21 protein-coding genes and 3 tRNA genes are annotated in these 18204 nt (G+C 70.2%); 6 read left to right on the top strand and 18 right to left on the bottom strand.

Features of this window, described 5'->3' with window-relative positions:
• Positions 1 to 51: 51 nt before the first annotated feature.
• From F1C12_RS17925 to F1C12_RS17880, 10 genes are all read right to left on the bottom strand, one after another.
• A complete protein-coding gene (locus F1C12_RS17925) occupies positions 52 to 858 on the bottom strand; it encodes a Rossmann-like and DUF2520 domain-containing protein (RefSeq protein ID WP_185276231.1) in 807 nt (268 codons plus the stop codon).
• Complete coding sequence (locus F1C12_RS17920) at positions 855 to 2501, bottom strand: PH domain-containing protein (protein WP_185276230.1); 1647 nt, start codon at positions 2499 to 2501, stop codon at positions 855 to 857. Before F1C12_RS17920 ends, F1C12_RS17925 begins: the two co-directional genes overlap by 4 nt.
• A complete protein-coding gene (locus tag F1C12_RS17915) occupies positions 2498 to 2983 on the bottom strand; it encodes a PH domain-containing protein (protein WP_185276229.1) in 486 nt (161 codons plus the stop codon). The genes F1C12_RS17920 and F1C12_RS17915 overlap by 4 nt, the downstream gene beginning before the upstream one ends.
• Entirely contained in the window at positions 2967 to 3446 is a 480-nt protein-coding gene (locus F1C12_RS17910; protein WP_185276228.1) for a DUF3180 domain-containing protein, read from the bottom strand. The genes F1C12_RS17915 and F1C12_RS17910 overlap by 17 nt, the downstream gene beginning before the upstream one ends.
• On the bottom strand, positions 3443 to 4006 hold the full coding sequence (gene folK, locus F1C12_RS17905) for a 2-amino-4-hydroxy-6-hydroxymethyldihydropteridine diphosphokinase (protein ID WP_185276227.1): 564 nt from the start codon (positions 4004 to 4006) through the stop codon (positions 3443 to 3445). The genes F1C12_RS17910 and folK overlap by 4 nt, the downstream gene beginning before the upstream one ends.
• The gene (gene folB, locus F1C12_RS17900; protein ID WP_185276226.1) at positions 4003 to 4401 is read right to left on the bottom strand and encodes a dihydroneopterin aldolase; all 399 of its coding nucleotides are present in this window, start codon (positions 4399 to 4401) and stop codon (positions 4003 to 4005) included. Before folB ends, folK begins: the two co-directional genes overlap by 4 nt.
• Positions 4394 to 5197, bottom strand: coding sequence for a dihydropteroate synthase (gene folP, locus F1C12_RS17895; RefSeq protein ID WP_219732641.1), 804 nt, complete (start codon positions 5195 to 5197; stop codon positions 4394 to 4396). The genes folB and folP overlap by 8 nt, the downstream gene beginning before the upstream one ends.
• 79 nt (positions 5198 to 5276) lie before the next feature.
• The gene (folE, locus tag F1C12_RS17890) at positions 5277 to 5852 is read right to left on the bottom strand and encodes a GTP cyclohydrolase I FolE (RefSeq protein ID WP_185276225.1); all 576 of its coding nucleotides are present in this window, start codon (positions 5850 to 5852) and stop codon (positions 5277 to 5279) included.
• Between the two features lie 12 nt (positions 5853 to 5864).
• Positions 5865 to 7868 (bottom strand): ATP-dependent zinc metalloprotease FtsH, encoded by a 2004-nt coding sequence (gene ftsH / locus F1C12_RS17885; protein ID WP_185276224.1) that lies wholly within the window; start codon positions 7866 to 7868, stop codon positions 5865 to 5867.
• A gap of 78 nt (positions 7869 to 7946) precedes the next feature.
• Positions 7947 to 8297: a nuclear transport factor 2 family protein gene (locus F1C12_RS17880; RefSeq protein WP_185276223.1), complete on the bottom strand. Its 351-nt coding sequence runs from the start codon at positions 8295 to 8297 to the stop codon at positions 7947 to 7949.
• 118 nt (positions 8298 to 8415) lie between these two features.
• On the opposite strand from F1C12_RS17880, the gene F1C12_RS17875 reads away from it, so the two are divergent.
• Both F1C12_RS17875 and F1C12_RS17870 read left to right on the top strand, forming a co-directional pair.
• Complete coding sequence (locus F1C12_RS17875) at positions 8416 to 8685, top strand: type II toxin-antitoxin system Phd/YefM family antitoxin (RefSeq protein WP_185276222.1); 270 nt, start codon at positions 8416 to 8418, stop codon at positions 8683 to 8685.
• A complete protein-coding gene (locus F1C12_RS17870) occupies positions 8682 to 8948 on the top strand; it encodes a type II toxin-antitoxin system RelE family toxin (protein WP_185276221.1) in 267 nt (88 codons plus the stop codon). The genes F1C12_RS17875 and F1C12_RS17870 overlap by 4 nt, the downstream gene beginning before the upstream one ends.
• Here the strand turns inward: F1C12_RS17870 and F1C12_RS17865 are convergent.
• Genes F1C12_RS17865 through tilS form a run of 3 tightly spaced genes read right to left on the bottom strand, consistent with a single transcriptional unit; the run spans position 8930 to position 11058 of the window.
• Positions 8930 to 9376, bottom strand: a complete 447-nt coding sequence (locus F1C12_RS17865; protein ID WP_258045971.1) for a DUF1801 domain-containing protein — start codon at positions 9374 to 9376, stop codon at positions 8930 to 8932. The genes F1C12_RS17870 and F1C12_RS17865 overlap by 19 nt on opposite strands.
• Before the next feature lie 7 nt (positions 9377 to 9383).
• Positions 9384 to 9935, bottom strand: coding sequence for a hypoxanthine phosphoribosyltransferase (gene hpt / locus F1C12_RS17860; RefSeq protein ID WP_185276219.1), 552 nt, complete (start codon positions 9933 to 9935; stop codon positions 9384 to 9386).
• Positions 9936 to 9951: 16 nt separating this feature from the next.
• Entirely contained in the window at positions 9952 to 11058 is a 1107-nt protein-coding gene (gene tilS / locus F1C12_RS17855; protein WP_185276218.1) for a tRNA lysidine(34) synthetase TilS, read from the bottom strand.
• A 44-nt stretch (positions 11059 to 11102) separates the two neighbouring features.
• On the opposite strand from tilS, the gene F1C12_RS17850 reads away from it, so the two are divergent.
• Complete coding sequence (locus tag F1C12_RS17850) at positions 11103 to 11594, top strand: inorganic diphosphatase (protein ID WP_185276217.1); 492 nt, start codon at positions 11103 to 11105, stop codon at positions 11592 to 11594.
• 78 nt (positions 11595 to 11672) lie between these two features.
• Here the strand turns inward: F1C12_RS17850 and F1C12_RS17845 are convergent, their stop codons facing one another.
• Positions 11673 to 12998 carry a C40 family peptidase gene (locus tag F1C12_RS17845; RefSeq protein WP_185276216.1) on the bottom strand — a complete coding sequence of 442 codons (1326 nt, stop codon included), beginning with the start codon at positions 12996 to 12998 and terminating at the stop codon, positions 11673 to 11675.
• Positions 12991 to 14250: a peptidoglycan DD-metalloendopeptidase family protein gene (locus tag F1C12_RS17840; protein ID WP_185276215.1), complete on the bottom strand. Its 1260-nt coding sequence runs from the start codon at positions 14248 to 14250 to the stop codon at positions 12991 to 12993. Before F1C12_RS17840 ends, F1C12_RS17845 begins: the two co-directional genes overlap by 8 nt.
• A gap of 343 nt (positions 14251 to 14593) precedes the next feature.
• On the opposite strand from F1C12_RS17840, the gene F1C12_RS17835 reads away from it, so the two are divergent.
• From F1C12_RS17835 to F1C12_RS17825, 3 genes are all read left to right on the top strand, one after another.
• A tRNA-Glu gene (locus tag F1C12_RS17835) sits at positions 14594 to 14666 on the top strand.
• 37 nt (positions 14667 to 14703) lie between these two features.
• Positions 14704 to 14780 (top strand) — tRNA-Asp (locus F1C12_RS17830).
• 63 nt (positions 14781 to 14843) lie between these two features.
• Positions 14844 to 14919, top strand: a tRNA-Phe gene (locus tag F1C12_RS17825).
• A gap of 75 nt (positions 14920 to 14994) precedes the next feature.
• On the opposite strand, the gene F1C12_RS17820 is transcribed toward F1C12_RS17825, so the two are convergent.
• The 3 genes from F1C12_RS17820 to F1C12_RS17810 form a co-directional block, all read right to left on the bottom strand.
• Complete coding sequence (locus tag F1C12_RS17820) at positions 14995 to 15411, bottom strand: tyrosine-type recombinase/integrase (RefSeq protein WP_258045970.1); 417 nt, start codon at positions 15409 to 15411, stop codon at positions 14995 to 14997.
• 242 nt (positions 15412 to 15653) lie between these two features.
• Entirely contained in the window at positions 15654 to 17294 is a 1641-nt protein-coding gene (locus tag F1C12_RS17815) for an ABC transporter substrate-binding protein (RefSeq protein ID WP_185276214.1), read from the bottom strand.
• Positions 17284 to 18204, bottom strand: coding sequence for an ABC transporter permease (locus F1C12_RS17810; protein ID WP_185276213.1), 921 nt, complete (start codon positions 18202 to 18204; stop codon positions 17284 to 17286). Before F1C12_RS17810 ends, F1C12_RS17815 begins: the two co-directional genes overlap by 11 nt.

Genomic DNA, 18204 nt, shown 5'->3' with positions numbered 1-18204 from the left:
TTCGGGGTGGGGCGGAGGCGGTGCTGTGCGGGCGAGCCGGCCGCATCCAGGCTACTCGCCGCGGAGGAACCAGCCACGCCCGTCGTCGCCGGGATCGCCCTCGGCCGGACCGTCGTCCACACCGCCGAGCGATTCCAGGACATCGCCGACGTCGAGCGGGGTCGGCGCGCCCGCGCGCGTGAGCGCGTTGTCGACGGCCGAGCGCAGCAGCGAGCTGAGGAATGAGCCGGGGTTCTCCACGCCGATCCCGGCGAGGATGCCGGTGGACTGCTCCACGATCGAGCGCGAGAACGCGGTCGCCGTCGCGATCGCCTCGGCGTAGGCGGGGCGGTCGGCCTCCGCGACCACGACCGGCTCGCCGCCCATCTCGACCACCAGGGCTTGCGCGATCGGCAGCACCGGCGTCGGTGCGGTGACGGCGAACCAGCTCTCCGCGAGCCGGGTGAGGTCGAGGCTGGTGCCGGTGAACTCCAGGGCCGGGTGCACGGCGAGCGGGATGGCGCCGGCCTCCGCCGCGGGACGCAGCACCTCGACGCCGTACCCGGGCGCGGTGTGCAGCACCAGCTGGCCGGGCTGCCAGGTGCCGGTCGCCGCGAGGCCGGAGACGAGGCCGGGCAGCTCGCGGTCCGGGACGGCGAGGATGACGAGCTCGCTGCGCTCCACGAGGGTCGGGACGTCCAGGATCGGCGCCTGCGGCAGCATCGCCTGCGCGCGCTCGCGGCTCTCGGCGGAGACGGCGGTGATGCCGACGATCGCGTGGCCGGCCCCGGCGAGCGCGGCGCCGAGCACGGGGCCGACGCGTCCGGCGCCGACGATGCCCAGACCGAGGCGGCCGGAGCGGCGGGTGGTGGCGTTCATGCGTCCTCCCCGGTGGGTCGGTGTCCGATGGGCGGATCGGCGGGTTCGTCCGGTCGCACGACGACCTCCGGCTGCACCCGCCAGCGGTGGCTGCGGTCGGTCGTCGCGGCCTCCACCGCCCGGACGGCGACAGTCTCGAAGAGCTGCTCGCCGGTCGCCGCGTCCATCGCGCCGAGGCGGGGATGCACCGGACCGGACACCGTGTGGAAGCGCGCCTCGGCCAAGCCCAGCAGCCGGTCGAGCGGGCCCTGCTGCAGCTCCAGGCTCTGCAGCCGGGCCAGCGGCACGATGGCCAGGCTGCGCCAGACGAAGCCGCGGCGCAGCAGCACCGAGCCGTCCACCATCCGGAAGCCGGTGCGCTGCCAGGAGAGCGGGCGCAGCCAGATCGCCCGGCGCGGGCTGCTCGTGAACGCGTCGTGGCCGCGGGAGGTCATGCCCTCCAGGATCGCAGCGCCGTGCTCGTCTGTGAACGACGGCAGCACCAGCGACAGCACCTTCGCCACGTCGGCCTGGTCGCCGACCGGCAGCATGGTCGTGTTGGGCTGGCCCGCCGCGCCCTTCTCGCGCGAGTGGCCGGCCGTGTCGATGCGGATCTGCCACCAGCCGAACGGGCGCCACAGCAGCGGCTGCAGCACCTCCACCGCGTGGATGCGGCCGGGCGGAAGCGTCTCGTTGCTGGTCGTGAGCAGGCCGAAGCCGACCCGGACGCCGTCGGGCGTGCCCGCGATCGAGTAGCGCAGCGACTTCGTGAACCGGTTGATGTAGAAGCTCGCCGAGCCGAGCAGGCCGGGCAGGACGACGATCAGCAGCCAGGGAGCGCCGCCGGCCGAGCCGATCACCAGCAGGACGATCACGGCGAGCACGAACAGCGTGAACCCGCTCAGCACGAGCGAGCCGGCCAGCCGGGCGGGCGGGATCTTCACGACCGACTCGGGCGGCGCCGCGTTCGGATCGAGCTCCGGCGCGAGGAAGTCGTCGATGCGGCGGCCGACGAAGTCGCCCACCTGGGCGGCGCGGGAGGCGGGCGCCGCGACTCCTCCGGCCGGCGCCGCGGCCTCGGCCTCCCGCACCCCCGACGCGAGCCGCAGCACGTCCGACCGCAGGCCGTCGGCGAGCACCGACCCGAGGTAGGCCAGCGTCACGTTCGCGTCGTGCCCGGCCACCGAGATGTCGAGCTTCGCCGCCCCGAAGATGCGGGCGAGCAGCGGCCGCACGACATTGATGCCCTGGATGCGGTCGAGCCGCGCCTTGCGCTGCGTGCGGAACAGGATGCCGCTGCGCACCTCCACGGCGTCGTCGGTGATCCGGAAGCTGTGCATCCGCCAGGACACGTAGAAGGCGGCCAGGCAGCCGAGCAGGACCACGGCGACGCCGAGCAGCGCCCAGCCCTCCCAGCCGTGGTTGTAGATCGCGTCGATCGGATCGCCGCCGATGTCGGGAGCGCCGACGAAGAAGCTCACCAGCCGCTCGCGCAGGTTGGACAGCACGAAGCCCAGGACGGCGATGAACACGATGCCGCCGCGCAGCAGCGGCGTCGCGGGGTGGAGGCGGTGCCACTCGCCGTCGGTGAAGCGCTCGGCTGCGCGCTCCGCGGCGTTCAGCGGTCCGCCGGGGAGGGGAGCCCCGGGCTCCGGGACGGTCACAGCCCCGCCCGGCGGCTCTCCGCCAGCTCCACCAGCCGGTCGCGCAGCTCGGCGGCCTGCGGCTCGGGGAGTCCGGGGACGACGACGTTGGTCGACGCCGCCGCGGTCACGAACTTCAGGTCGGCCAGCCCGAGCATCCGCCCGACCGGCCCGCGCGTGATGTCGATGAGCTGCATGCGCCCGTACGGCACCGACACGAAGCGCTGGAACATGATCCCGCGCCGGAACAGCAGATCGTCGGCCCGCAGGATGTACCCGATCGAGCGGGTGCGCCGGTTGGCGATGAACAGCCCGATCAGCGTCGACACCACCACGACGGCCAGGAGGATCCACGCCCACGACCAGCCCGCGACCAGCCAGAGGAACACGGACCCGGCGCTCAGGACGATCCCGCTGAGCAGGGTGCTGACGACGACCACGACCACGTACTTCGGCGAGACGCGGTTCCACTCCCCGACGCTGAGGTCAATGCGAGCGGGCACGGGCGGTCTCCGGGTCGTCGTCCTTGTCGTCGGGCGGGAGGGTGCAGAAGAACTCGGCGACCAGGCCCGCGATGAGCAGGATGACGGCTCCCGCCGTGCCGAGCGCGGTCAGCAGCACGGCGTTGGACGCGGGCAGCACATCCCGGGTGAGGACGTAGAGCAGGATGCCGACGCCGGCTCCGGTCAGCAACGCGCCGCTCAGGCTGCACGCCTTCGCGAACACGACGATGCGCATCGCCTGGAACGGGTCGATGCGGCGTGAGCTGCGGCCGCGCACCGCACGCCGGATCGGGATGGCGAACGCGACCACGATGATCGCGACTGCGACCAGTGTGATCGGCAGGGTCAGCGGCGGCACGAACACGGCGACACCGCTTCCGGCGGCGGCGAACTCGCCGAGGAAGCCCACGACGACGCCGAGCACGGCGAGGCCGATCAGGGAGGTGGCACGGGTGCGCTTCATGCGTCGCCGTCCCCGTTGTCGTCCCCGTCGTCGTCGCCGGGCTCGAAGAGCGTCACCGGATCGGTCGCTTGTGCGGCGAGGGCGGCCACCGGCCCATAACCGGGCAGCACGGCGTCCGGGTCGACGTCGAGCCACGGGACCAGGACGAAGGCGCGTTCGTGCGCCCGCGGGTGCGGGAGGACGATGCGCGGGTCGTCGTCCGCGACGATCCCCTGGTAGTCGACGATGTCGATGTCGATGGTGCGGTCCCCCCAGCGCTCCTCGCGCACGCGGCCGAGGGCGTCCTCCACCTGGTTGACGGCGGCCAACAGCGCCAGCGGGTCGAGGATCGTGTTGATCAGCGCGACGGCGTTGAGGTAGGCGGGCGCCTCCTGGTCGATGCCCTCGGGCTTCAGCGCGGGCGTCTCGTACAGCCGCGACACCGCCTCGACGCGGAGGCCGGGGTCGTCCGCGAGCAGACGCAGCGCCTCCCGGATCGTGGCGACGCGGTCGCCCAGGTTGCTGCCGAAGGCGAGCACCGCCGGCACGCCCACGCGCAGGCGCTCGGGCCGCGGCCTCATGACCGGCCCCGGAGGATGCGTACGGCCACGTCGCCGAAGGGCACCTCGATCGGGGCGTCCGGCTTGTGCACCGTGACCTCCACCGAGTGCACCGGATCGTGCGCGAGCACCACCCCCGCCACCCGCTCCGCGACGGTCTCGATCAGGTCGACCGGGTCGCGGCGGACGGCGTCGGCGATCTCGTTCGCGAGCTCGCCGTAGTGGACGGTGCGGGCGAGGTCGTCGGAGGCCGCGGACGGCGACAGGTCGAGGTGCGCGGTCACGTCCACGACGAAGTCCTGGCCGTTCTCGCGCTCGAAGTCGAACACCCCGTGGTGCGCCCGCACGCGCAAGCCGGTCAGCACGATCGCGTCCGTCGGCGTGCGCGAGACGGACACGGCAGCGGAATCAGTCATCGCGTCCAGCTTGCCACGCCTGCACGACATCCAGGGCCATCCGCGTCGACGCCACGTCGTGCACGCGCACCGCCCAGACGCCGGCCTGGGCGGCGAGCGCCGAGATGACGGCGGTCGGCGCGTCCCGGTCCTCCACCGTGGCGCCCTCGCCGAGCAGTGTGCCGAGGAACCGCTTGCGCGAGGCGCCGATGAGCACAGGGTAGCCGAGCGTCTCGAACTCGTGGAGGCCGGCGAGCACCTGCCAGTTGTGCTCGGCGTTCTTCGAGAAGCCGAGGCCGGGATCGAGCACGAGCTTGGCCGGGTCGATGCCGTGATCGACGAGGCTGCTGACCCGGGCGGACAGCTCCGAGCGCACCTCCGCGACGGTGTGGCTGTAGACGGCGCGCGAGTCGGCCGCGTCGAGCCGGCCGCGCCAGTGCATGACGACGTACTGGAGGCCGGTGTCGAGCACCGCGTCCGGCATCCCCGCGTCGGCCAGGCCGCCGGAGACGTCGTTGATGATCGCGGCGCCCGCGTCGGCGGCGGCGCGCGCGGTGGAGGCGTTGAGCGTGTCGACGCTCACGGTCACGCCGTGCTCGGCGAGCGTGCGGATGACGGGGACGACGCGGGCGCGCTCCTCCTCCGGGTCGACGCGCAGCGCGCCGGGCCGGGTGGACTCGCCGCCGACGTCGATCAGGTCGGCGCCCTGCGCCACCAGTTCGAGCGCGTGCGCGACCGCGGCCTCCGGCTCCAGCCACAGGCCGCCGTCGCTGAAGGAGTCGGGCGTCACGTTGAGGACGCCCATGATGAGCGTCACGCCCGCTCCCCCGTCGGAGATTCAGCACGAATGTCTGCTTTCAGCGCGCGAGAGTCGACATTCGGCACGAATGTGCGCGTCACTCGAGGCCTCCGCCGATGAGCGCGATCAGCTCGGCGCGGGAGGCCGGGTCGCTGAAGGCGCCGCGGGCGGCGATCGTCACGGTGGTGGCGCGCGTCTGCCGCGCACCCCGGGTGGTGACGCACTCGTGGGAGGCGTCCAGCACCACGAGCACGCCACGGGCCTGTGCGCCCTCCTCGATCGTGTCCGCGATCTGCTCGGTCAGGCGCTCCTGCAGCTGCGGGCGCGACGACAGGGTCTCGATCACGCGTGGGATGCGGCCGAGGCCGATCACGGCGTCGCCGGGCAGGTAGGCCACGTGCGCGACGCCGAGGAACGGCAGCAGGTGGTGCTCGCACACCGACCGGAACGCGATGTCGCGCAGGATCACGGTCTCGGCACGGGCGTCCTCCAGCGCCACCGGCTCACCGAGCTGCCCACGCGCGTCGACGCCCACGCCGGAGAAGAACTCGGCGTAGGCGTCGGCGACGCGCGACGGCGTGTCGGTCAGGCCCGGACGCGACGGATCCTCGCCGATGGCGGCGAGGATCTCGGCGACGGCCGCCTCGATGCGTGCGCGATCGAATCCGGTCATGCGGTGCGCGGCCTAGGCCGTCGCCGGCCGCGGCTTGATGGCGGGGGAACGCTTCGGCTTGGACGACGGCGGCTCCGAGTCGACGCCACCGTCCACGGCGCCGGAGTCGATCGGCGCCTTCGGGAACTCGATGGGCGGCAGGTCGGAGATCGGGCGCTTGTCGCTGGAGAGCCACTGCGGGCGCTCCGGCAGCTTCTTCACGTCGGCGAAGATCTCGGCGATCTGGTTGTGGTCGAGCGTCTCGTGCTCCAGCAGCGAGGCGGCGAGACGGTCGAGCACGGCGCGGTTGTCGTTGATGACCTCCCACGCCTCGTCGTGCGCCTTCTCGATGAGGGCGCGCACCTCGGCGTCGACGCGCTCGGCGATCCGCTCGGAGTAGTCGCGCTGGTGGCCCATGTCGCGGCCGAGGAACATCTCGCCGTTCGCCTGGCCCAGCTTGACCGAGCCGATGTCGGCGCTCATGCCGTACTCGGTGACCATCTTGCGGGCGATGGAGGTCGCCTTCTCGATGTCGTTGGAGGCGCCGGTGGTCGGGTCGTGGAAGACGATCTCCTCCGCGACACGTCCGCCCATCGCGTAGGCGAGCTGGTCGAGCAGCTCATTGCGAGTGACCGAGTACTTGTCCTCCAGCGGCATGACCATCGTGTAGCCGAGGGCGCGGCCGCGCGGGAGGATGGTGATCTTGGTCACCGGGTCGGTGTGGCGCATCGCCGCGGCGGCGAGGGCGTGACCGCCCTCGTGGTACGCGGTGATCAGCTTCTCCTGGTCCTTCATCACGCGGGTGCGCTTCTGCGGGCCGGCGATGACGCGGTCCACGGCCTCGTCCAGCGCGCGGTTGTCGATCAGCTGCGCGTTGGAGCGGGCGGTCAGCAGCGCGGCCTCGTTGAGCACGTTGGCCAGGTCGGCGCCGGTGAAGCCCGGCGTCTTGCGGGCGAGCACCTCGAGGTCGACGCTTGCCGCCAGCGGCTTGCCGCGGCCGTGCACCTCGAGGATCTTCTTGCGGCCGAGCAGGTCGGGCGCGTCCACGCCGATCTGACGGTCGAAGCGGCCCGGGCGCAGCAGCGCGGGGTCGAGGATGTCGGGGCGGTTGGTCGCCGCGATCAGGATGACGTTGGTCTTCGGGTCGAAGCCGTCCATCTCCACCAGGAGCTGGTTCAGCGTCTGCTCGCGCTCGTCGTGACCGCCGCCGAGGCCGGCGCCGCGGTGACGGCCGACCGCGTCGATCTCGTCGATGAAGATGATGGCGGGCGAGTTCTCCTTGGCCTGCTGGAACAGGTCGCGGACGCGGCTGGCGCCGACGCCGACGAACATCTCCACGAAGTCCGAACCGGAGATGGAGTAGAAGGGGACGCCCGCCTCACCCGCGACGGCGCGGGCCAGCAGCGTCTTGCCGGTGCCGGGAGGGCCGTACAGCAGCACGCCCTTGGGGATGCGCGCGCCGACGGCCTGGAACTTGGCGGGCTCCTTGAGGAAGTCCTTGATCTCCTGCAGCTCCTCGATGGCCTCGTCGGACCCGGCGACGTCGTCGAAGGTGACCTTCGGCGTCTCCTTGGTGACGAGCTTCGCCCGCGACTTGCCGAACTGCATGACCTTGTTTCCGCCGCCCTGCATGCCGGAGATCATGATCCAGAAGAAGACGCCGATCAGCAGCGCGGGAATGAGGAAGCCGAGGATGTTGACCAGCCAGTTGGGCTGCGGAACCTCGTCGTTGTAGCCCTTGGGCAGGTTGGCGTCGTCGATCGCCTTCACAACGTCGGCGCCGCGCGGGGTGACGTAGTAGAACTGCACCTGCGTGCCGTTCGCGCCGTCCGCCTGCTTGAGCGTGAGGTCCACGCGGTTCTCGCCGTCGACGATCTTCGCCTGCGAGACCTTGTCCTGCTGCAGCAGGTCGAGGCCCTGCTGCGTGGTCACGCTCTTGAAGCCCGACATGGTGATCAGACTGGAGCCGATCCACACCGCGATGATCGCGAGCACGACGTACAGGATCGGGCCGCGGAAGATCTTCTTGAGGTTCATGGTGCGACCACAGTACCGCCTGGGCGCTGTGGGTCGGCTGCGTGTTCGCTCTGGGCGCGCTTACCGCTGGAGGGCTGGTCAGGAGGCCGGGCTGATGGCCGGCCAGTACTCGGCGATGACGCCGTCCTCCACCCGGACGAAGTCGTGTCCGGCGAACGACATCGTCTCGTCGCCCATGTGGCAAGTCAGGATCCAGCGCGCGGCGACGAACCCGTCCCCGACGAGCGGGCCGGCCTGCACGTCGAAGTCGACGCGATCGAACTGGTCCACGGTCTCGGCGATGGCCCGCGCGAACCCGCGCGGCCCGACGACATCACCCTCCGGCCAGTGCCCGACGGCGTCGGCTGCCACGATCGGCTCCAGCGCGGCGTGCCTGTCGGTCCAGGCGGCCAGCCAGCGTCGATAGAGCTCAGGTGGTTCGTAGGGCATGGAGTCATCGGACCACGAGGGGCGGGCGGGCGCAAGTCGACCGGTGGGTCTCGTTCAGGTCGAACGGATTCAATGGGTCTGTTCGAACCAATCGGACGATATGGGCTAGAATCGACCCATGACTGCCGTTCTGCCCCTCTCCGAAGCGAAGCAGCACCTGGGCGCGCTCGTCGATCGCGCACACCTCCAGCACGAGCTCGTCTCGCTGAGCAAGCGGGGCCGCCGTGTGGCTGTCCTCGTCGACGCCGACGACTACGACCGCATGGTCGAGCGGCTCGAGGAGCTCGACGACGCCCAGGCTGCGATCGCCGCCCGCCGCGAGCTGGAGGAGACCGCGGCGGAGCCGATCCCGTGGGAGGACGTGAAGGCGGAGCTCGGCCTGGCATGACGTATCGGATCGACGTCGCACCCGCGGCCGCCCGCGAACTGCGAAAGCTCGACCCTCCGGCGCGCCGCCGCATCCAGGCGGCGATCGAGATTCTCGCCGATGTTCCGCGCCCTCCCGCCGCCAAGCCCCTGGTCGCCAGCGGGGGCGCGTGGCGCGTCCGCGTGGGCGACTACCGGATCGTCTACGACATCGAGGACGACCGGCTCGTCATCCTCGTGCTGCGAGTCGCGCACCGGCGCGAGGTCTACCGCGACTTCGTCTGACCCGGCGTTTCGAGGCCGTCGTCGCGCCGCCACGCGATCGCGATCAGCCGCCGGAGCACCGTCAGGTCGATGTCGTCCAGGGTGCGCACGTAGACGCAGCCGGCGCCCTCCGTGTACCGGCCGAGCGACGGCAGGAGAGCAGCCCCCTCCGGGAGATCCTTGAGCCCGTAGAGGGAGAGCTGTGCCTTGCGCGGGGAGAAGCCCGCGCGCGGCCAGTCGCCTTGCCGCCGGGGGTCGGACGGCGAGACGTAGCGGTAGCTTCCGTAGCCGACGATCGACGGACCCCACATGACCGGATCGGTGCCCGTCACCTCGGCGAAGATGTCGGCCAGTACCAGGCCGTCCTCCCGGCGGCGCGCCGGAGTCGCAGCGGCCAGGAACGCGGAGACGTCCGCTCCGGTCGGCGTGGTCCTCGGCTCGGCCGCCACGACGGGACTAGCTGTAGACGGCCGGCGCCAGGATGCCGACGCCGCGGAGGTTGCGGTAGCGCTCGGCGTAGTCGAGGCCATAGCCGACGACGAACTGGTTGGGGATGTCGAAGCCGACGTACTTCACGTCGATCTCGACGCGGGCGGCCTCCGGCTTGCGGAGGAGCGTGAAGATCTCGATCGACTCCGGGCCGCGGCTGCGGAGGTTCGAGAGCAGCCACGACAGCGTGAGGCCCGAGTCGATGATGTCCTCGACGATCAGCACGGTCTTGCCGCTGAGGTCGGTGTCCAGGTCTTTGAGGATGCGCACGACGCCGCTCGACGCTGTGCCGCTGCCGTAGGAGCTGACCGCCATCCAGTCCATCGTGACCGGGATGCGCAGCTCGCGGGACAGGTCGGCCATCACCATGACCGCGCCCTTGAGGACGCCGATCAGCAGGACGTCCTTGCCGGCGTAGTCGGCCTCGACCGTCCGGCTCAGCTCGGCGATGCGGGAGCGGATCTGCTCCTCGGTGATCAGAATCTCGGTCAGGTCGTCGTGAACGTCCGTGAGTTCCATGGGGGAGGCGCTGTCCTTAGCTGTCGGGGTGAAACGTGAGCAGGCCGTTCTGCCTGACAACTCTAACGCCTGGCAGGCTGAGCGGACCCTGGCCGTGCCACCCCGTGATCAGCTCGGCCACGGCGAGGGTGTGCGCCCTGCTCAGCGACACCCCGAACTCGGCCGAGACGACCAGCCGGATGATGCGCTGGCGGAGCGCCGCGGGGTCGGCGGCGAGGCCGCGGACGTCCAGGGCGACGGCGCCGTCGTCCGTCTGGCTGACCAGCTCCTGCGCCCATTCCAGGGCCAGCCCGTCGAGCGCGTCGTCGTCCTCGCGGAGCTGTTCTGCGGTACGCGCGAGCGCCTCGGCCACGCCGGGACCGAGCTCGTCCTCCAGCGCGGGCAGCAGCCGGGTGCGCACCCGTACGCGCGCGTAGGAGGGGTCGTCGTTGTGCGGGTCGTCCCACGGGGTCAGGCCGCTGTCGGCGCAGAAGGCGCGCGTTGTCCCGCGGCGCAGGCAGAGGAACGGGCGCAGCAGTGCGCCGGTGTCCGGGCGCATGCCCTGGAGGCTGGACGGGCCGGAGCCGCGGGCGAGACCCAGCAGCACGGTCTCGGCCTGGTCGTCGAGGGTGTGGGCGAGCAGGATCCGGGCGGCGCCGGTCGCGGCGCGGGCGCGTTCGAAGGCGGCGTGCCGAGCCGCGCGGGCGTCCCCCTCCGGACCGGATGTTCCGGCCGCGACGGTGACGCGCTCCAGGAGCACGGGGTCGAGGCCGAGGTCGCGCGCCTGGGCGGCCGCCGCCTCGGCGACCTCCGCCGAGCCGGGCTGGAGGCCGTGGTCGACGACGATCGCGCCGGCAAGGTATCCGCGCCGGGGCGCCTCGAACGCGGTCGCCGCCGCGAGGGCGAGGGAGTCCGCTCCCCCGCTCAGGCCGACGAGCACCAGCGCTCCGGGAGCGAGCGGCGCGGGCCGGGCCGGGCCGTGGTCGTCGTGCGGATCGACGGGCGGCAGGGCGGCCGCGTCGGCCAGGGCCTCCCGCACCGCGCGGCGGGCGTCGGCGATCGGGGGCGTCAGGCGCGGCCGGCGCGGAACCCCCGCCGCCGACTCTCCACCCGGCACTTCACCCGAGGACCCGTTGAGGCGCATCCAGTAACGTTAGTGCAGATTTCCAACAGCTAAGGAGCATCGGCATGGCCGCATACGACGTCGTCATCGAGATCCCGAAGGGGAGCCACAACAAGTACGAGGTGGACCACGAGACCGGACGGGTCTACCTGGACCGCGTGCTGTTCACCAGCTTCGTGTACCCGACCGACTACGGCTTCTTCGAGAACACCCTCGGCCTCGACGGCGACCCGGTCGACGCGCTGGTGCTGCTCGAGCACCCGGTCTTTCCCGGCGTCGGCGTCAAGGTGCGCCCGGTCGGCGTGCTCAACATGTCCGACGAGGCCGGCAGCGACGCCAAGGTGATCGCCGTGCCGCACAAGGACCCGCGCTGGCTGCACATCCAGGACGTGAACGACATCCCGGAGCAGACCCGCAAGGAGATCGAGCACTTCTTCGCCCGCTACAAGGACCTGGAGCCGGGCAAGTTCGTCAACATCGAGGGCTGGGGCGACGCCGCGGAGGCCGAGGCCATCGTCGAGGCCGGCTTCGCGAAGCTCGCCGCCGAGGGCCACTGACCCCTCCCCGCACGCGCGAGAACGTCCCCGGTCGAATGCGACCGGGGACGTTCTTCGTTGCGCTCGGGGGGCGCCTGATCAGGCGGACGGGCGCGCCACCTGACCCCAGGGCGAGCCCCAGACCGACTGGACCTTGACCACATCGCCCTCGGTGGGCGCGGCGATCATCATGCCGCCGCCGATGTAGATGCCCACGTGGTAGAAGTTGCCTGGGCCGTCGCCCCAGAAGATGAGGTCGCCGGCCTGGCGCTGGCTGTACGGCACGATCTGGCCGCGGTTCAGGGCCGTGTAGTACTGGTTGTTGACCGAGTGCGAGCCGATGTAGACGCCTGCGTACGCGTACGCCTTCATCGTGAGGCCGGAGCAGTCGTAGCCGGTCGGGCCCTCGCCGCCGAAGATGTACGGCTTGCCGAGCTGGGCGTTCGCGTACGCGATCGCGGTCTGGACGACGTTGCCGTTCGGCGGGGCGACCGGGCCGCCCCCGCCGCCACCGCCCGACGAACCGCCGGACGAGCCGCCGCTGCTCTGCTGCTGCTGCGCCGCCTGCTGCTGCTGCTGGCGGATCGCGGCCTGCCGTGCGGCCTCCGCGGCCGCAGCGGCCGCCGCCGCGGCAGCAGCCTGCTCCTGCCGGATCTTCTCGCCCTGCAGGTACGCCGCCTCCACCTGCGTCGAGGTGTTCTTGAGGGTGGCGAGCTGTGCGACCAGCTCCGTCGACTTGTTCTGCTGCTCCACGAGCGCCGCCTGCGCAGCGGACTGCGCGTTCTGCGCGGCGGTCAGCGCCTGGTCGGCGGCGGCCGCGAGCTTCTCGCGCTCGGTCTTCGCCGTCTTGGCCTGCGCGTTCAGCGACTCGGCGGTGTTCTTGTCCTTGGTCGCCTGGTCGTAGACGGCCTTCGACTGCTCGGTGAGCTTGCTCATCGTGCCGAGCTGGAAGAGCAGCTTGTCGGCGTTCGAGCCGGTGCCGCCGCCCTTCAGCAGCAGCTCGGTGCTGACGTCCGTCCCTCCCCCGGCCTTGGCCAGATGGGAGGCGAGCAGCCCGGCGCGCATCTGCGAGGTCTTCGCCTTCGCGGCCGCGTCGGCCGACTGCTTCTCGAGGTCCGCCTGCTTGGCCGTCGCCGCCGTGAGGGCGTCCTTGGCCTGGAAGTAGGCCTCCGCCGCCTTCTCGGACGCGACCCTGGCCGCGTCGACGCTACTCTGGAGGCCGCCGATCAGCGTGGTGATGTTGGTGATCATCGCCTGCTGGTTGGCGACGTTGGCCTTCGCCTGCTGGACGTCGTTCCAGGACGGGTAGTCGACCGCGTGCGCGGGCGCGACGATGCCGATGGAGGCCGTGACGGCCCCCATCACGCCGGCGCCGATCGCGAGGCCGGTGCGGGTACGGGAGTTCTTCGAAGTGTCGCTAGCCAAGGGGTGCCTGCCTTGCTCTCATGAAGGGGATTCCGTCGATCTTCTGACCGTTCACCCGCACCTCGAAGTGCAGGTGGCAGCCCGTGGACGCCCCGGTGGTTCCCACGTGGGCGATGGGCTGTCCGGCGCCGACGCTCTGGCCGATGCCGACGAGGATGCCGCCGTTGCGGATGTGCGCGTAGCCGGTGTTGATGCCGCCGCCGTTGTCGATGAGGACGAAGTTGCCGTAGCTGCCGTCCGGGCCGGCGTAGATGACCGTGCCGCTGTGCGCCGCGTAGATGGGCGCGTTGCAGGAGGCGCCGATGTCGATGCCCATGTGGTAGGTGCTGCCGACGCCGCCGGGCGACGGGCGCGCGCCGAAGCCGTCGGTGATCGGGCCGGCCGCGGGAACCGCCCAGCCCTGCGGTCCGACGTACCCGCCGGGGAGGCCTCCCGAGCCGCGCGCCGCTGCCGCCGCTGCCGCAGCCGCGACGCCCGCCTCGTAGCCCGAGACGGTCTTGGCCGTGGCGTCGCGCAGCGCGGCCAGCTGGGCCTGCATGACCACGATCTGCTTCTGCTGCTCGGCGAGCTTGTCCTGGGCGGCCTTCGCGGCGGCGACCGCGGCCTGGAGCGCGGCGGTCGCTGCGACGCGCAGCTTCTCGCGCTCGGCCTTGGCGACCTCCGCCTGCGCCGACAGCGCCTTCGCGGTGTTCTGCGCGACCTTCGCGTCGGTGTAGACCTTGTCGGACTGCTCGGTGAGCTTGGACATGCTCCCGAGGCTGGTCAGCAGGGTCTCGGGGTTCGTGCCGCTGGCGCCGTTGCCGCTCAGGAAGAGGTTGGCCGTGAGGTTGCGGCCGCCGGTGCGGTAGAGCTGGGCGGCGAGCTTGCCCGCCTGGGCGCCCGCGTTGTCGGCCTTCTGCTGGCTCGCGGCGGCCTGCGACTCCAGGTCCCTGGCCTTCATGTCGGCTTCGTCGAAGGCGGCCTCCGCGGCCTGCAGCTCCTCGCCGCGCTTGACCGCTGCGGCCTGTGTGTCGGAGACCTCCTGGTTGAGCTGCGCGATCAGAGTCGTGATGCGCGTCACCTGCGCGGCCGCCGCAGCCTCGTTGGCCTTGGCGTTCTGGACGTCCTGCCAGCTCGGGTACTGGTCTGCGTATGCCGGTGCGGCGATGGAGCCGACGACCCCGGTCAGGGCGATGGCGCCGACGGCGAGGAGGCGCAGCAGCGCCCGGCGCGGCCTGCGCCGAAGCGTCTCGTCTCTCGTCGCGTATCTCATCGTCACCTTCAACCCGTCGGATGGAACATCGGCTGTCACACGAATCACACGGGTCTCGTCATCACCAGGAGCAACATTAGCAACATCACCATACGCCGCCCGGGTCGGGGGGAGGGCGGCTGTGCTCGATCGGGGACCACGTGCGGCTCGCACGGACGACAGGGGGCCGTCGCTCGCAATCTACCTGCGCGCACCGGCCCTCACCGGGCATTTCACCGGGGCGTGGCGCGAACGGAGCCGACCGACCCGCCCGGGCTGCAGCCCCGATTCGCTTTCTGTCAGGGACTTCCGTATGCTTATGCGTCGGTGGTCATCGAAAAGCGAAAGCGATTCGGGACGATCCGGCCCCATCGTTTAGTGGCCTAGGACGCCGCCCTTTCACGGCGGTAGCACGGGTTCGAATCCCGTTGGGGTCACGATGGCATCCTCTACAATTCAATAGCAACACTGTTAGGCCCTGTAGCGCAGTTGGTTAGCGTGCCGCCCTGTCACGGCGGAGGTCGCGGGTTCAAGTCCCGTCAGGGTCGCCACGGCGACAAGCCCTTCCGGATGGAAGGGCTTCCGTCTAGGTAGGCGACAACACATCGCCTCCCGGCTCTGTAGCTCAGTTGGTAGAGCGTTCGACTGAAAATCGAAAGGTCACCGGATCGATGCCGGTCGGAGCCACCAAGAAAAACCCCTGGTCCCAATCGGAATCCGGGGGTTTTTTTGTTGGCTCGTAGAAGCGGCCGAATCGGCGTTTGACTACATTTTGACTACAACTGATTTCGCAGCCTGGGCATCGAGTGCGTTGGCAACGTCGTCAAGGTCATCGTCGAAGAGGTCCGCGTAGACGTCGAGGGTCATCGCGGCGGAGGCGTGGCCGAGCATCCGTTGGACGGACTTGACGTTCGCGCCGGCGGAGACGGCGAGTGACGCGGCCGTGTGTCTGAGGTCGTGGGGAGTCAGGCGCGGAAAGGTGTCATCCGCTTCCATGCACCGGGCGACTGCTGCGTTGAAGACCCGGTTGCGGAAGTTGCCGGCCCTAAGCACACCGCCGTCGGGGCCGACGGAGACCGGCTCCTCGGGGTCGCGACCCGCGCACCGAGCCTTGAGCGGAGCCGTCAGCAGATCTGGGAAGGGAACCGAGCGCCGTTCGTGATTCTTCGGCGTTCCCCACACGATCACTCCGCGCGGTTCGGAGACCGCTCGGGCTCTGTCGATCCGTCGGACGGGTCCACGAGCCGGACGTTGCCCCACCTCGGAAGGACGTATTTGTACAGGTGGAATCGATCAACACCGAATACGGCGGGGCGCACTGCGCCCCGCCGTATCTCCGAACACCACCTGCCCGCCATCGGGACGGACCTGTCGTGGCGGATGGGCTGCTGTCAGCCGATTTTGACCGCAGCCGTTCCTGAGCCTCAGCCGCCGGCCGGCGTGAGGATGCTATAGTCCACCGTGCTGTCGTAGCGGTAGGACAGGTTCGAGAGGTCCTTGCTGTAGGCCTGGTTCGGCTGCTTGTACAGCAGTGGCAACTGGCTGGCGTCCTGGTTGATGTAGTCGTTGACCTTCTGCCAGTGCGGGGCTGCCTCCTTGCTGGTGCCCGTACCCGCCGCGATGGCCGTCGACATCAGCGACTTCCATTCATCGTTCGGGATGAACGCGCCGCTGTTGCTCGGGTCGCCGGGGAGGAAGAAGTTGTTGACGAACGACGGCACCTGCACCTGCACCCGGTTGGATGCGATCAGAGCCTGGAACGTCTGCTTCAGTCGCCCGGTGGCGAAGTCGGCCGGGTTGAGCTGGTCGACCGTGACGTTGAAGCCGGCCTTCTTGGCATAGGAGCCGATCATGATCGCGGTGTCGACGATGTCGGGGCTCGCATTCGAGATCGACAGGGTGACGTCGACGCTGGACTTGCCGGCCTTCGCGAGGAGCGCCTTCGCCTTCTTCGCGTCGTAGGTGTAGGCGGGCTTGGTCGAGAGGCCGGGCACACCCATAGTCGGGGTGAACCAGCCCGGGCTGGGAACGGCGAAGCCCTCGTAGACCTGACTGATGATCTTGTCGTACGGGATCGCGTAGTTGAACGCCTGACGGACGAGCGCGTCGTCGAACGGCGCCTTGTTCTGCACCAGCGAGATGTCGTCGAACTCGATCGGGTGGTCGACGGAGGGCTCGGTGACCTTAGCCGAGTCCTTGATGGAGTTGAGGTCGCTCGGCGTCAGCGCCTCGGCCACGTCCACGTTCCCGGAGGCGAGGAGCTGGGCGCGCGTGCCGGAGTCCGGCACGACCTTCATCGTGATGGTCGTGAACGCGGGGTGGCCGACCGGATAGTTCGGGTTCGCCTTCAACACGACCTGCTGGCCTGCGCTGACCGAGTCCACGACGTACGGCCCGTAGCCCCAACCGGTGTTCTGAGCCGCCCACTTGACGGCCCACGGGTCGTCGGTGGTCGCGTGCTTGAGCAGCTCGACCTTGTCGTACATCCGGCCGGTCTGCCCAGTGAAGATCGGCAGGAAGACGTTGTCGTTCCCGGCGTTGTGCAGGTGGAACGCGATCGTGTGGTCGTCGATGATCTGCACCTGGCTCATCGAGTTGAAGTAGTTCTTGATCTGCGTCAGCCCGACACCTTTGTCGCTGAGCTTCCGCTCCACCGACCAGTAGACGTCCTCCGCGGTGAACGGATTGCCGGCCTGGGATTTCACACCCGTCCGGAGGTGAAAGGTATAGGTCTGACCGTTGTCGCTGACGGTGTACGGGTTCTTCGCGTCGGCGAGCGCACCGACGAAGTGTGTGAAGTCGGTGGTCACGACCCCGTTCTTCGTCGTGGTCTTGTAGTTGAGCAAGCCGATCTGCGTCTGCGACCACATCGTGTAGTTCTCGTTCGACGCAGCCCAGGACCCGTCGAGGTCGTAGCTCGTCGGCGTCGCAGCGACCGCGACCGTGAGCGAGGTTTTGGCCGGGGCGTTCTTGTCGGCGGTGCTGGCGTGGCCGCTGCAGGCCGCCAACGCCAGGGAGGCGACGGCGACAGCGACGAGGCCTCCCAGTCTCTTCTTAATGGGCACGACTCTTCCTTTCGGTGCGATATCGCTTTTTGACGTGTGCCGCTAGGTACGGCCACACCTGGGGGATCGCTCGCGACGAGTGGGCGATCGCGAGGACGGAGAGCGCGACGAAGATCGCGGGGAACACGGTCGGCCACCAGCGACCGAGCATGAGGGAGGAGATCCCGGACGAGATCATGTAGCCCCATTCCGGCGTGGGCGCTTTGACGCCGACGCCGATGAAGCCGAGGCTGGCGAGGATGATCACGCAGTTGCCGAAGACGAGCGGCATGTTGCGCATGGCCGGGCCGATCGAGTTGGGCACGACGTGTACGAACGCCGCTCGGAGCGGGCTCTCCCCCGCGAGCTCGGCCGCTTCCAGATAGCCCTCGCGGCGCACCCGCAGCACTTCGGCGCGGGTGAGCTTGATCGTCGCCTGGATCAGGCACAGCGTGATCGCGATGATGAGCGCGACCGGCGACGATCCCATGATTCCGACGACGACGATGCCGAGGATGATGGAGGGGATCGCGATGAAGTAGTCGCTGACCTGGTTGAGGAAGCGTCCGATCCAGCCGGCGAGTCCCCGGCTGCTCTCGGACAGGCCGATGAAGGTCCCGATCAGGATGCCGCCGGCGGTGCTGCATACGGCCACGGCCACACCGAACTGCACCGCCACCCTCGCGCCGTAGATCGTGCGGGAGAAGACGTCCATCCCCACCGAGTCGGTGCCGAACAGGTGGTCCGCCGACGGGGCCAGCCGTGAGGCGGCGACGGTCGTGACCGGGTCGTAGGGCGCGATCAGGGGCGCGAAGACCGCGAGGGCGAGGATGATCGCCAGCGGAAGGAACGCCAGAGTCACTCGGAGCCAGTTCACGCGTGCTCGAGCCGGCCGCGACTTCACGGCGGCGATCGCCAGGGTCTGCGCCAT

This window comes from Leifsonia shinshuensis (genome assembly GCF_014217625.1).
GTDB lineage: Bacteria > Actinomycetota > Actinomycetes > Actinomycetales > Microbacteriaceae > Leifsonia > Leifsonia shinshuensis_A.
Note: the sequence above shows the minus strand (reverse complement) of the source record. Positions and strands in the feature narration are given on the sequence as shown.

Coding starts and splice junctions, on each gene's coding strand:
- F1C12_RS17925 (WP_185276231.1), bottom strand. CDS start 858: ATGAACGCCACCACCCGCCGCTCCGGCCGCCTCGGTCTGGGCATCGTC.
- F1C12_RS17910 (WP_185276228.1), bottom strand. CDS start 3,446: ATGAAGCGCACCCGTGCCACCTCCCTGATCGGCCTCGCCGTGCTCGGC.
- folK (WP_185276227.1), bottom strand. CDS start 4,006: ATGAGGCCGCGGCCCGAGCGCCTGCGCGTGGGCGTGCCGGCGGTGCTC.
- folB (WP_185276226.1), bottom strand. CDS start 4,401: ATGACTGATTCCGCTGCCGTGTCCGTCTCGCGCACGCCGACGGACGCG.
- folE (WP_185276225.1), bottom strand. CDS start 5,852: ATGACCGGATTCGATCGCGCACGCATCGAGGCGGCCGTCGCCGAGATC.
- ftsH (WP_185276224.1), bottom strand. CDS start 7,868: ATGAACCTCAAGAAGATCTTCCGCGGCCCGATCCTGTACGTCGTGCTC.
- F1C12_RS17880 (WP_185276223.1), bottom strand. CDS start 8,297: ATGCCCTACGAACCACCTGAGCTCTATCGACGCTGGCTGGCCGCCTGG.
- F1C12_RS17875 (WP_185276222.1), top strand. CDS start 8,416: ATGACTGCCGTTCTGCCCCTCTCCGAAGCGAAGCAGCACCTGGGCGCG.
- F1C12_RS17870 (WP_185276221.1), top strand. CDS start 8,682: ATGACGTATCGGATCGACGTCGCACCCGCGGCCGCCCGCGAACTGCGA.
- hpt (WP_185276219.1), bottom strand. CDS start 9,935: ATGGAACTCACGGACGTTCACGACGACCTGACCGAGATTCTGATCACC.
- tilS (WP_185276218.1), bottom strand. CDS start 11,058: ATGCGCCTCAACGGGTCCTCGGGTGAAGTGCCGGGTGGAGAGTCGGCG.
- F1C12_RS17850 (WP_185276217.1), top strand. CDS start 11,103: ATGGCCGCATACGACGTCGTCATCGAGATCCCGAAGGGGAGCCACAAC.
- F1C12_RS17840 (WP_185276215.1), bottom strand. CDS start 14,250: ATGAGATACGCGACGAGAGACGAGACGCTTCGGCGCAGGCCGCGCCGG.
- F1C12_RS17810 (WP_185276213.1), bottom strand. CDS start 18,204: ATGGCGCAGACCCTGGCGATCGCCGCCGTGAAGTCGCGGCCGGCTCGA.